This window comes from Novosphingobium sp. SG707 (assembly GCF_012275515.1).
Taxonomy (GTDB): domain Bacteria; phylum Pseudomonadota; class Alphaproteobacteria; order Sphingomonadales; family Sphingomonadaceae; genus Novosphingobium.
On sequence record NZ_JAAZQL010000001.1, the window covers coordinates 755,385 to 768,216 of the forward strand.

Sequence of the window (12,832 nt, forward strand, 5' to 3'; positions counted from 1 at the left end):
CAGGCCGCCGCAGCAGTTCTCGGTGAGATAGCCCATCAGCCCGTCAATGCATTCAGCGCGAGGCCGGTTGACAGGCGTCAATGCGCTCATGCGTTTCGGCGCATAGATTGCCGGGATGCACAGGCCCATCGATCACTTGCTTGCCGCTCTTGCCGAACCCACGCGGTTGCGCGCCCTGCATATTCTTTGGGATGGCGACGAGCATTGCGTCTGCGAATTGATGGACCGGCTTGGCGCCACCCAATCGCGCATGTCGCGCCATATGGCGCGGTTGAAGTCGGTTGGGCTGTTGACCGACCGACGCGATGCGCAATGGACGCGCTATCGCCGCAATCCCGATATGCCCGCCGCCTGGGTCGCGGTGATCGAGGCCATTCTGGCCGCATTGCCCCCATCTGCCAATCAAAAGGCCGCGTGATATGACCAAAGGGCCCGCAAACCCCTATAGAACCCCGCAAGCATGGTTCGCCGGCATCGCCATCGGCGTGGCCATATGGTTTGCCCTTTACGACAGTTGCAGCCGGTTTCGCGCTGGCTTGTGGCGCAATTGCCGATCCCGGCGGGCAGCCATCTGGCCGCCTCGGTCGAATTCTTCTTCTATGACACGCCCAAAGTGCTGATGCTGCTGACGCTTGTGGTCTTTGCCATGGGCGTTGTGCGCAGCTTCTTCTCGCCGGAGCGGACGCGCGCACTGCTGGCGGGCAAACGCGAGGGCGTGGGCAATATCGCCGCTGCCATGCTGGGCATTGTCACGCCCTTTTGTTCCTGCTCGGCGGTGCCGCTGTTTGTGGGCTTTGTCTCGGCGGGCGTGCCGCTGGGGGTGACGTTTTCCTTTCTGATTTCGGCCCCGATGGTCAATGAAGTGGCGCTGGGCCTGTTGTTCGCGCTGCTAGGCTGGAAGGTTGCCCTGACCTATCTTGCCTTTGGCCTGTCGATTGCCATCCTTTCGGGCTGGATCATCGGCCGTCTGCATCTCGAAGACTGGCTTGAAACCTGGGTGCGCGAAGTCCGTGCCGAGCAAGACCTGCCGGATGAAGAGCATCGCGACTGGGTCAACCGCTTCGAGGCGGGCTGGGATGCGGTCAAAGAGATCGTCGGCAAAGTGTGGTACTGGATCATTGCAGGCATCGCGGCGGGCGCCTTTATCCATGGCTATGTTCCGGCGGGCCTGCTGGCGCGGATCATGGGGGCGGGGGCTTGGTGGTCGGTGCCTGCGGCGGTGCTGGTGGGTGTGCCGATGTATTCCAATGCGGCCGGTATCATTCCCGTTGTCGACGCGCTGCTGGGCAAGGGGGCAGCGCTGGGCACGGTGCTGGCCTTCATGATGTCGGTCACCGCCCTGTCGCTGCCCGAAATGATCATCCTGCGTAAAGTGCTTAGCCTGAAACTGATCGTCGTTTTTGCCGGGGTGGTGGCGCTGGGCATTCTGGCGGTCGGCTATCTCTTCAATGTCCTCTTTGTCTGAAAGGATTTCCGATGAAAGATGTCAAAGTGCTGGGCCCCGGCTGCAAGCGTTGCCAAACGGTCGAGGCCATGGTCAAGGCGGCGGCGGAGTCTCTGGGCGTCCCTGTCGCTTTGGAAAAGGTGACGGATTATGCTGACATAGCCAGGTTCGGCGTCCTCTCGACGCCGGGGATCGTTATTGACAACAAGGTCGTCCATGCGGGCGGCATTCCCCGAGAAGAGGATCTCCGGCGCTGGCTGCAAGGCTGAGCGCGACCGTTTGATCGCCCGGTTGATCGAGAGCCGCAGACATCTGCGGCTCTCGCAAAACAGTGATATCCGCTGGTCAGCTTAGCGGCACGTCACGCTGCCCCGGTCGATTTCGCGCCCGAGCAGGCCGCCCCCGGCAGCGCCCAGAATGGTGCCCAGCGTCCGGTCGCCACGGCCCGCGATCTGGTTGCCCAGCACGCCGCCCAGCGCCGCGCCGACCACCAGTCCGGTGGTGCCATTGCTGCGGCGGCAGTAATAGCGCCCGTCATTGCCTCGCCAGATCCGATCGTCGCGGCCAAGGCGTCGATATTCGACATGGCGCCCATGATCGCGATAATCCCGATACTCGTCATGACCGCGGCGGCCATAGGCGGGCGCCCAAGGCGGCGGATCGGCAAGGGCGGGGGTGGCGATCGGCAGCATGATGGCCGCCAGCGCGGCCGAAATGACAATTTTGCGCATAAGGTTTCGTATCCCTTTGTCCGTTGTCTGATCTCTTGCTTGCCCTCTTTTTGGCATGGGCATCAGCAACCGGACATGAACAAAGAGTTCCTGCATTCGAGGCGGATCGGCAGGGCCGACGTGCCAGCGGAAAACGCGCCGCGAAGCCCGCAGAGGCGCGATTTTCTGCGGCCCTAGCGCATGGCAACAGGAATTTCATCGGCCAACCGAATCGATGCCCTGGCGATTTTGCCATTCATCAGCCGCTTTCGCTTCGTCGCTCTTATTGCACCAATGATCCCGATGCCCCTGCGATCGAAACACCCTCCAGTTCGGCATGGCCCGCCAGCAGGCCGACATATTGCGCCATGGCCCGCCGCCAGCTGGCTTCCTCGAGATATTCGATAATCTGGCGCGAGACGGCCTCGAACGGAAGGTCGCGCGCTTCCTGGCGCCGCCCGGCGCGGATGACATGCAGGCCAAAGCGAGTTTTGACCGGAACGGGGTGGAGCGCCCCGGCCTCCAGCGCGAAGAGCACCTCTTCGAATTCGGGCACAAGCGCACCGGGCGTGATCTGCCCCAGCTTGCCGCCCTGATCGCGGGAGGGGCAGGCCGAATGGCGCCGGGCCAGCTCGGCAAAGGTTTCCGGCCTGTCCTGCAAATGGCGGATCGCCCCGCGTGCATCGCTGGTGGCCAGTCCATAGGCCATGGCATCAGCCGGATCGGCCGCGAAGAGGATATGTTCGGCCTCGACCATCGGGGGCGAGCGGAAGCGGGCGCGATGGGTTTGGTAATAGCGTCTGGCGGTGGCCTCGTCGGCCTGCGGCGTTTTGACCTCGCAGGCCAGCAGGGCCTCGATTCTGGCCTCCTCCTCCGACAGCGGGCGCCCTTCGGCATCGACAAGGCCATTCGCCACAATGTTCAACCTGTCGGCCTCATCGAGCAGCAACTGGCGGATGACCAGGGCTTCCGCCGCCGCCCTGCGGGCCTCATGGGCGGTGGCGGCGGGATGATGCTGCGTTTCGGCGGCAATAGTTGCAGGCGCGATTTCCCTGCCGTTCACCGCCACACGCGGATACTCGGGCGCGTCAGCCATGATGAGCCGCCAGTTTGCGCGAGCGCACCACCTGATAACCCGACCGCCAGACATAGCGGACCGGCATGCTCAGCATATGCACGAGGCGCGTGAAGGGAAAGATCAGCAGGATGGTCAGCCCAAGCATCAGATGCAGTTTGAACACCACCGCCACATCGCGGATTGACGCTGCGGCATCGGCGCGGAAGGTGAAAATGCCCTGTGCCCATGCCATGAACTTGACCATTTCGTGGCCATCGAGATGCTGCGCCGAAACCGGGATGGTGGACAGACCCAGCGCCAGTTGCGTCCAGAGCAGCAGGATCACCAGATTGTCGCTGAAACTGGAGGCGGCGCGCACACGCGAGTCGAAAAAGCGCCGGTGGATCAGCAGGCTGGCGCCCGCGATAGCCATGCATCCCGCAACCCCGCCCGCGCTCATGGCCAGCAATTGCTTGGCGCCATGCGACACGCCCAGCGCATCCCAGATGGCAATGGGGGTGAGCAGGCCGACCAGATGCCCGGCAAAGATCATCAGCACGCCCGCATGAAACAGCACCGAGCCGACGATCAACTGCTTGCGGCGCAACAACTGGCTGGACCCCGCGCGCCAGGAATAGGGTTCACGATCATAACGGATCACCGAACCCACCGCCAAAACGGCCAGCGCGATATAGGGATAGATGCCAAAGAGCAGGTGGTGCATGAAATCAGCCATGGTTCCGGTTCCTCTCAAGCGCGGGAGAGTGCAGGCGGGCGACCATGGCGGCCGCTTTCGGGCATTCGCCTTCGCCTGCGGCAGGTGTCGGCGTGTCAAAGCGGACCTGCTGCTCTTCCCAGATGGCGTCGAGAGCGCTCAGATCCTCGGGATCATCGGCCGGCGCGAGGGAGGCCGATGATCCCGTTGCCCCGGCCAGCCCGGACAGGATCCGCATCGGCGCGGCATAGAGCGCATCGCGTTCGGCCAGCCTTTCTGCCAGAGCCTCGATGATCAGTCCGGGCTGGGCAAGTTCCTCGAGCACCTGCGGCAAGGGAAGACACGAGAGATACTCAAGGAACATCGGCAAATAGTCGGGCAATTCATTGGCCGTGATTTCAAGGCCCTGCGCCATATAGCGGCTGCGCAATTCGACCATCGCCTGTCCGCGGTCCCGGCTTTCGCCGTGGACATGTTCGAACAGATGCAGCGAAATGGCGCGGCCGCGATCGAACAGGCCGACATAGCGCTCCTGAAGATCGAGCAGTTCCTCATCGACGATGGCCGCGATCAGCGGTTCGAGCTGCCCGATCTGGCCGCTTTCCAGCACGCCGTCCAGTTCGAGCGTGGCCAGCAGTTCGGGCGCGGCCTGTTGCAGGCCTTCGGTGGGATAGCGCAGCAGGTGCGAGAGGATGAGCAGAGTGTGACGCATCAGAACACCTCCGAGGGCGTTTGCAGTTTCTTGCGGGCAGGGGCGCCAAACAGGTTGGTTTGCGAGGATCCGCCGGAGCAGCCGTTGCCGAAGGAAAAACCGCCGCCGCCGCGCTCGTCATACATGTCCTCGGCATCCTCGCGGTGGCCGCTGGGGATCACGAACCGATCCTCATAATTGGCGATGGCCATGATCCGGTACATCTCTTCGATCTGCGCGGCCGACAGGCCCACACCCGTCGCGATCGGTTCCTCGATCACACCCTTGACCGTTTTGGCGCGCATATAGGCGCGCATGGCCAGCATCCGCTCCAGCGCGTCGATCACCGGCGCCTCCTTGCCCGCCGTCAGCAGATTGGCGAGATATCTGACCGGAATGCGCAGGCTGCGAACGTCGGGCATCCCGTTATGGGACGAAATCTTGCCCGCGCTGGCCGCCGCATTGATGGGCGAGAGGGGCGGCACATACCAGACCATCGGCAGGGTGCGATATTCCGGGTGCAGTGGGAAGGCGACTTTCCATTCCATCGCCATTTTCCAGACCGGCGAATGGCGTGCCGCCTCCAGCCATGCTTCGGGAACGCCATCGGCGCGGGCCTGCCGGATGACGTCGGGATCGTGGGGGTCCAGAAAGATATCCAGTTGGGCCTGATAAAGATCCTCGACATTTTCCGCGCTGGCCGCTTCCTCGATCCGGTCCGCATCATAAAGCATCACGCCAAGATAGCGGATGCGCCCCACGCAGGTTTCCGAACAGACCGTAGGCTGGCCCGCCTCGATCCGGGGATAGCAGAAGATGCATTTCTCGCTCTTGCCGCTTTTCCAGTTGAAGTAGATCTTTTTATAGGGACAGCCCGAGACGCACATGCGCCAGCCCCGGCATTTTTCCTGATCGATCAGGACGATGCCGTCCTCCTCGCGCTTGTAGATCGAGCCGGAGGGACAGGCGGCCACGCAGGTGGGATTGAGGCAATGTTCGCATAGGCGCGGCAGGTACATCAGGAACGTGTTTTCGAACTCGCCATAGATTTCCTTCTGCACGCCTTCAAAGTTGTAATCGGCCGAACGCTTGGCAAATTCGCCGCCAAGGATCTCTTCCCAATTGGGACCGCCCTCGATCTTTTCCATCCGCTGCCCCGAAATCAGGCTGCGCGGGCGGGCGGTGGGAAAGGCCTTGCTTTCACCCGCCTGTTGCAGATGGGCATAATCATAGGTGAAAGGCTCGTAGTAATCGTCGATTTCAGGCAGGTCGGGATTGGCGAAAATCTTGGCCAGCAGCCGCCATTTGCCCCCCATGCGCGGTTGCAGCCGCCCGTGGCGCAATTCCCAGCCGCCGTTCCAGCGCTTCTGGTTCTCCCAATCCTTGGGAAAGCCGACGCCCGGCTTGCTTTCCACATTGTTGAACCAAGCATATTCCAGCCCTTCGCGGCTGGTCCACACATTCTTGCAGGTGACCGAGCAGGTATGGCAGCCGATGCATTTGTCGAGGTTGAGCACTTTGCCCATTTGCGCGCGAACTTTCATGCTGCATGCTCCCCTTCGGCCAGCGGTCCTTCAAGCCAGTCCACCTTTTCCAGCTTGCGCACGATCACGAATTCATCGCGGTTCGACCCCACCGTGCCGTAATAGTTGAAGCCATAGGCCTGCTGGACATAGCCGCCGATCATATGGGTGGGTTTCAGGATCGCGCGGGTCACGGAATTGTGGATGCCGCCGCGCTGTCCGGTCAGGGGCGATCCGGGCATGTTCACATGCTTTTCCTGCGCATGATACATGAACAGTGTGCCTTCCTTCATGCGTTGCGAGACGACCACGCGGGCGACCAGTGCGCCATTGGCGTTGAACGTTTCCACCCAGTCATTGTCGACCAGCCCGGCCTTGGCGGCATCGATCTCGCTCATCCAGACGATGGGGCCGCCGCGCGAGAGGGTCAGCATCAGCTGATTGTCGGTATAGGTGGAATGGATGCCCCATTTCTGATGCGGGGTGATGAAGTTGAGCACGACATGTTTCTGGCCCTCGGCCCGGTCGAGCATGGGCTTGACCGCCTTCGTGTCAATCGGCGGGCGATAGACGCACAGCGCCTCGCCAAAGGCCAGCATCCATTTGTGATCCTGATACAATTGCTGGCGACCGGTCAGCGTGCGCCAGGGGATCAGTTCGTGGACATTGGTATAGCCGGCGTTGTAGCAGACATGCTCGCTTTCCAGCCCCGACCATGTGGGCGAAGAGATGATCTTGCGCGGCTGGGCCTGAATGTCGCGAAAGCGGATTTTCTCCTCCTGCTTGGGCCGCGCCAGATGGGTGTGGTCCTTGCCGGTGTTTTCCGACAGCGCCGCCCATGCCCGGACGGCCACTTCACCATTGGTTTCGGGCGCCAGCATCAGCAACACTTCGGCGGCATCGATTGCGGTGTCGATGCGCGGCATGCCCTTGGTCGGCCCTTCCTCCTGCACAGTGCCGTTCAACTGGCGCAGGTTTTCGACTTCCTGCGCCGTGGGCCATGCGATGCCCTTCCCGCCATTGCCCAGCTTGTCCATCAGCGGGCCAAGCGCGGTGAAACGCTTGTAGAGATTGGGATAGTCCCGCTCGATCACCGCTACCGTGGCCATGGTCTTGCCCGGAACCGGCTCGCACTGGCGCGCGCCCCAATCGGCCACGTCAAAGGGCTGGGCCAGTTCATGGGCGCTGTCATGCTGGATGGGGGTAAGCACGACATCCTGCTCCACCCCCAGCACTTCGGGGGCGACTTCGGAGAATTTCCTGGCCAGCCCTTTGTAGATGTCCCAGTCGCTGCGCGATTCCCACACCGGATCGACCGCCGCCGAAAGCGGATGGATGAAAGGATGCATGTCCGAGGTGTTGAGATCGTCCTTTTCATACCAACTGGCCGTGGGCAGCACGATGTCGGAATAGACGCAGGTGGTGGACATGCGAAAATCGAGCGTGACCAGCAGATCGAGCTTACCCTTGGGCGCTTCGTCATGCCATGTGACCTCGCGCGGTTTTTGCCGCCCGGCCTCGCCCAGATCCTTGCCCTGAACGCCATGGGCGGTGCCCAGCAGGTGTTTGAGGAAGTACTCGTGCCCCTTTCCCGATGAGCCGAGCAGGTTGGAGCGCCAGACGAACATGTTGCGGGGCCAGTTGGCCGGATCATCGGGATCAAGGCAGGACATTTCCAGCCTTCCCGATTTCAGAGCGCCCGCAACATAATCCTTGGCCTCCATGCCGCTGGCCGCCGCTGCCTTGCCGACCTCCAGCGGATTGGTCTTGAGCTGCGGCGCGCTGGGTAGCCAGCCCATCCTTTCGGCGCGGATATTGTAATCGATCAGGCTGCCGTCCCAATCGCCTTTGGGCGCGGTGGGCGAGAGAATTTCGCCGACATCGAGCGTTTCATAGCGCCATTGGTCGGTATGCGCGTAAAAGAAGCTGGTCCCGTTCATGTGGCGCGGCGGGCGCGCCCAATCGAGCCCGAAGGCCAGCGGCGCCCAGCCGGTTTGCGGGCGCAGCTTTTCCTGCCCCACATAATGCGCCCATCCGCCCCCCGATTGCCCCACACAGCCGCACATCACCAGAAGGTTGATGATCCCCCGGTAATTCATGTCCATATGATACCAGTGATTGAGGCCGGCCCCCAGAATCACCATGGATTTGCCCTTGGTCGCCTCGGCATTGGCGGCAAATTCGCGGGCGGTGGTGATGATGTGATCGGCCGGAATGCCGGTGATCTTTTCCGCCCAAGCCGGGGTATAGGGCGTCATTTCGCCATAATCGCGCGCGACGAAATCGCCGCCCAGACCGCGATCCAGCCCGTAATTGGCGCAGAGCAGATCGAACACCGTCGCCACATAGGCTCGGCCCCCGACCAGCTCCATCCGGCGCACCGGGACGCGCCGGGGCAGAATGTCGGGATGGTCGGTCCCGGCGAAATGGTCATGCTCGCGGTTGCCGAAATAGGGAAAGGCCACATCGACGACTTCGTCGTGATCCTTGTCCAGAATGGCGGTCAACCGCAGCTTGACCTCTCGGCCCTTGCCGTCCTTTTCCTCAAGGTTCCATTTGCCCTTCTCGCCCCAGCGAAAACCGGCGGTGCCGGACGGGGCGACCACATCGTCGCTGTCCTCGTCGATGGCGACGCATTTCCACTCCGGATTGTTGCTCTCGCCAAGACCATCGGCAAAATCGCTAGCGCGCAGCAGGCGTTCGGGCACCAGACGGCCATCCTGTTGGACCAGCCGCACCAGCATCGGCATGTCCGAATATCGGCGGCAATAATCCTCAAAATAGGGCGCCTGCCGGTCGAGGTGGAATTCGCGCAGGATGACATGGCCCATCGCCAGCGCCAGCGCCGCATCCGTCCCCTGCTTGGGATTGAGCCAGAGGTCGGCGAATTTGGTGGCTTCGGCATAATCGGGGCTGACCACGGCCACCTTGGCGCCGCGATAACGCGCCTCGGTCATGAAATGGGCGTCGGGCGTGCGGGTCTGCGGCACATTGCTGCCCCACAGCATCAGGAAGCCCGCGTTGTACCAATCCGCGCTTTCGCAAACATCGGTCTGTTCGCCCCATGTCATCGGGCTGGAGGGCGGCAGATCGCAATACCAGTCATAGAAGGACAGGCAGGTGCCGCCCAGCAGCGACAGGTAGCGCGCCCCCGCGGCATAGGAGACCATCGACATGGCCGGGATGGGCGAAAAGCCGACCACCCGGTCCGGCCCATAGGTTCGCGCCGTATAGGCATTGGCCGCCGCGATGATCTCATTCACCTCGTCCCATGTGGAGCGCACGAAGCCGCCATGACCGCGAATGGCGGTATAGCTCTTGCGCTTGACCGGATCGTTCTGGATCGCGGCCCATGCGGCCACGGGCGGCAGATGGCGCCGCGCCTCGCGCCACAGGCGGACAAGGCGCTTGCGGATCATCGGATATTTCAGCCGCTGGGCCGAATAGATATACCACGAATAGCTGGCTCCGCGCGGGCAACCGCGCGGCTCATGATTGGGCAGTTCGGGGCGTGTGCGCGGATAATCGGTCTGCTGGGTTTCCCAGGTGATGATCCCGCCCTTGACGTAGATCTTCCAGCTGCATGACCCGGTGCAGTTCACCCCATGGGTGCTGCGCACGATCTTGTCATGTTGCCAGCGTCGGCGATAGCTGTCCTCCCAGTCGCGGGCCTCGCCAGTGGTCACGCCATGCCCGCCCGAGAACGGTTCTTTCTTCTGGCGAAAGAAGGTCAGGCGATCGAGCAAATGGCTCATGCGGGGGCTCCTTGGGTCTGTGAAAGGGGGGAGGGCAGGCCATGCTCGGCGGCGTGGAGCAGGCCGCTGCGGCGCGCATAGGCCCACCAGGTCAATCCGGCGCAGCTGATGTAAAAGAGCAGGAATCCCCACAGGGCGGGCTGGGGGCTGCCGGTCAAGGTGATCGAGGTGCCAAAGGCCTTGGGAATGTAGAAGGCGCCATAGGCGGCAATGGCCGAGGTAAAGCCAACGATTGCGGCGGCTTCCTTGCCCGCCTGTTTCTCCGCCTCGACCGGGCCGAGTTCGGGCATCAGGCGCGGTGTTTCGAGGCGCATGATGTTGGGGATCATCTGAAACGTCGAGGCATTGCCGATGCCGGTGACGAAGAACATGAAGATGAACATGGCAAGGAAGCCGCCAAAGTCCTTGGCATCGAGGGAATACATGACCCCGAAAGTGCACGCGATCATGGCCATGAAGACCCATAGCGTGACCCTTGCCCCGCCCCATCGGTCGGCCACCCAGCCGGTGGCGGCCCGGCTGATTGCACCCACCAGCGGCGCGATCCACACATATTTGAGCGCGTCGACGTCGGGAAATTCCTTTTTGGCCAGCAAGGGCAGGCTGGCGGAAAAGCCGATGAAGGACCCGAAAGTGCCGGTGTAGAGCCAGCACATCAGCCAAGTGTGCCTGCGCTGAAAGATCACCGCCTGTTCGGCAAAGGTGGCCTTGGCATCGGCGATATCATTCATGCCGAACCATGCCAGCAGGCTGGAGGCGATGATGAAGGGAACCCAGACAAATCCGGCGTTTTGCAGCCAGAGACGGGCGCCCGTGCCGGTCAGTTGCGGTTCGCCGCCAAGAGTGCCGAACACGCCGCCCGTGATGACCACCGGCACCAGAAACTGCATCGCCGAAACGCCCAGATTGCCCAGCCCGCCATTGAGCGCCAGCGCGCTGCCTTTGCGCGATGTGGGAAAGAAAAAGCCGATATTGGCCATGGAGGAGGCAAAATTGCCGCCGCCAAACCCGCAAAGCAGCGCCAGAACGAGAAAGATGAAATAGGGCGTGCCGGGATTTTGCACAGCATAGCCGATGCCAAAGGCCGGGATCAGCAATGAGGCCGTGCTGAGCGTTGTCCACAGGCGGCCGCCGAAAACCGGCACCATAAAGCTGTAGAAAATCCGCAAGGTCGCGCCCGACAGTCCGGGCAGCGCGGCAAGCCAGAACAACTGGTCCGTGGTGTAGTCAAACCCGATGAGGGGGAGTTTGGCCACGACCACGGACCAGACCATCCACACCGCAAAGGCAAGAAGCAGGGCGGGGATGGAAAGGAAAAGATTGCGCCGGGCGATGCCTTCGCCCTTGGCCGCCCAGAAGGCGGGGTCTTCGGGACGCCAGTCGGCCAGCACCCTGCCGGTGGTGGGCGGTGCATGACGGACAGGATCGTGCAGGCCGATCATCTCGGGCAATTGCGGCAGGGCCTGCGGGTCGATCCGGTTGGCCTTGCGCTCCATCTGGCGGATCGCGCCATGCATCCAGGCAAGAGCCACGCCCACAAGAAGGAACAGCACGGCAAAGCAACTGGTCCAGATCCCGGTAAGATCGCTGACCACGCCAAAGACGATGGGCAGCACGAACCCGCCCAGCCCGCCCACCATGCCCACCAGCCCGCCCACCGGGCCGACATGGTCGGGATAATAGACCGGGATATGCTTGAAGACGGCGGCCATGCCCAGCGCCATGAAGAAACCAAGCACAAAGACCGTTAGGACGAAGGGAACCAGCCCCATCGAGGTGGAAAAGCGGATGTCGCCCTTGATGCCGTGGATGACGTAATCGGTGGTCGGATAGGACAGCATGAAGAGCAGCAGCAGCGAGACGCCAAAGGTGGCATACATGATGCGGCGGGCGCCATAGCGGTCGGACAGGATGCCGCCATAGGCCCGGAACAGGCTGGCCGAGAGGCTGAAGGTAGCGGCCAGCACGCCAGCGGCTTTGACATCGAGGCCATAGACGCCGATCAGATATTTGGGCAGCCACAAGGCGAGGGCCACAAAGGCGCCGAACACAAAGAAGTAATAGAGCGAAAAACGCCAGACCTGCTCGTTTCCGAGCGGCTGCAACTGTTCCGCCAGTCCTTTGGCGCGCGCGCCGGTTTTGTGCCGGGCGGCCAGTTCGGGATCATCCTTGGCCAGAAGAAAGAACAGAACAGCCGTGGCGGCCAAGGCCAGCGCCCAGATCCGCGCCACCGCCTGCCAGCCAAACGCCACCATGACGAAGGGCGCGGCGCTCTGGGTAATGAAGGCCCCCACATTGCCCATGCCGAAAAAGCCCAAGGCGGCGCCTTGGCGCGATGGCGGATACCATTTCGACACATAGGCAACGCCAATCGCAAAACCGCCACCGGCCAGCCCAAGCCCGAGGGCTGCCAGCAGCATTGCCGGATAGCTGACGGCATAGGTGAGCAGCATGGTCGAGACCGCCGATGCCAGCATGGTAACGGCAAAGACCGCCCGCCCGCCATATCGGTCGGTCCAGACGCCCAGCAGCAGCCGCAGCAGCGAACCGGTCAGGATCGGGGTTCCGACCAGCAGGCCAAATTGTGTGTCGTTGAGCCCCAATTCGGATTTGATCCGGATGCCGATGATTCCAAAGATCGTCCACACAGCGAAACAGACGGCAAAGGCAAGGGTGCTCAGCCCCAAGGCTCTTTGGGGGTCATTGCCCAGCGATCTCACGTGCGAGGACATGATGGTCTGCTCCGTCCCTGAATCGAATTTCACGGATAGGCCTTGCCGACTTGCCCCACTGCTTAGTTGATGCATATCAATTTTTATTGGGAGGGCGCGACTAAATCAAAACCAGTTAATATTGGTGATTTTATGGATGAATTTGGATCAGAAGAGCGCTTGATAATTATCAAGAAAGACTGTATGATCCGGGCCTTCCCCTAAG

The 12,832-nt window shown here is 62.1% G+C and carries 10 protein-coding genes; 3 read left to right on the forward strand and 7 right to left on the reverse strand.

Features of this window, described 5'->3' with window-relative positions; all coding sequences use genetic code 11:
* Positions 1-115: 115 nt before the first annotated feature.
* The 3 genes from FHW92_RS02980 (at position 116) to FHW92_RS02990 (ending at position 1,713) form a co-directional block, all read left to right on the forward strand.
* The gene (locus FHW92_RS02980; protein ID WP_168601708.1) at positions 116-418 is read left to right on the forward strand and encodes a metalloregulator ArsR/SmtB family transcription factor; all 303 of its coding nucleotides are present in this window, start codon (positions 116-118) and stop codon (positions 416-418) included.
* Between the two features lie 96 nt (positions 419-514).
* On the forward strand, positions 515-1,465 hold the full coding sequence (locus FHW92_RS02985) for a permease (protein WP_246869875.1): 951 nt from the start codon (positions 515-517) through the stop codon (positions 1,463-1,465).
* 11 nt (positions 1,466-1,476) lie between these two features.
* A complete protein-coding gene (locus tag FHW92_RS02990; RefSeq protein WP_168601709.1) occupies positions 1,477-1,713 on the forward strand; it encodes a thioredoxin family protein in 237 nt (78 codons plus the stop codon).
* An 81-nt stretch (positions 1,714-1,794) separates the two neighbouring features.
* Here FHW92_RS02990 and FHW92_RS02995 read toward each other — a convergent pair whose 3' ends face one another.
* The 7 genes from FHW92_RS02995 to FHW92_RS03025 all read right to left on the reverse strand — a co-directional run bounded on the left by FHW92_RS02995 (position 1,795) and on the right by FHW92_RS03025 (position 12,627).
* A complete protein-coding gene (locus FHW92_RS02995) occupies positions 1,795-2,175 on the reverse strand; it encodes a glycine zipper 2TM domain-containing protein (protein ID WP_168601710.1) in 381 nt (126 codons plus the stop codon).
* 262 nt (positions 2,176-2,437) lie between these two features.
* The gene (locus tag FHW92_RS03000; RefSeq protein ID WP_168601711.1) at positions 2,438-3,250 is read right to left on the reverse strand and encodes a peptidylprolyl isomerase; all 813 of its coding nucleotides are present in this window, start codon (positions 3,248-3,250) and stop codon (positions 2,438-2,440) included.
* A complete protein-coding gene (gene narI, locus FHW92_RS03005) occupies positions 3,243-3,947 on the reverse strand; it encodes a respiratory nitrate reductase subunit gamma (protein WP_168601712.1) in 705 nt (234 codons plus the stop codon). Before narI ends, FHW92_RS03000 begins: the two co-directional genes overlap by 8 nt.
* Entirely contained in the window at positions 3,940-4,638 is a 699-nt protein-coding gene (gene narJ, locus FHW92_RS03010; protein ID WP_168601713.1) for a nitrate reductase molybdenum cofactor assembly chaperone, read from the reverse strand. The genes narI and narJ overlap by 8 nt, the downstream gene beginning before the upstream one ends.
* Complete coding sequence (gene narH / locus FHW92_RS03015; RefSeq protein WP_168601714.1) at positions 4,638-6,161, reverse strand: nitrate reductase subunit beta; 1,524 nt, start codon at positions 6,159-6,161, stop codon at positions 4,638-4,640. Before narH ends, narJ begins: the two co-directional genes overlap by 1 nt.
* Positions 6,158-9,895, reverse strand: coding sequence for a nitrate reductase subunit alpha (locus FHW92_RS03020; protein WP_168601715.1), 3,738 nt, complete (start codon positions 9,893-9,895; stop codon positions 6,158-6,160). The genes narH and FHW92_RS03020 overlap by 4 nt, the downstream gene beginning before the upstream one ends.
* Complete coding sequence (locus FHW92_RS03025; protein WP_168601716.1) at positions 9,892-12,627, reverse strand: MFS transporter; 2,736 nt, start codon at positions 12,625-12,627, stop codon at positions 9,892-9,894. The genes FHW92_RS03020 and FHW92_RS03025 overlap by 4 nt, the downstream gene beginning before the upstream one ends.
* Between the last annotated feature and the right edge of the window lie 205 nt (positions 12,628-12,832).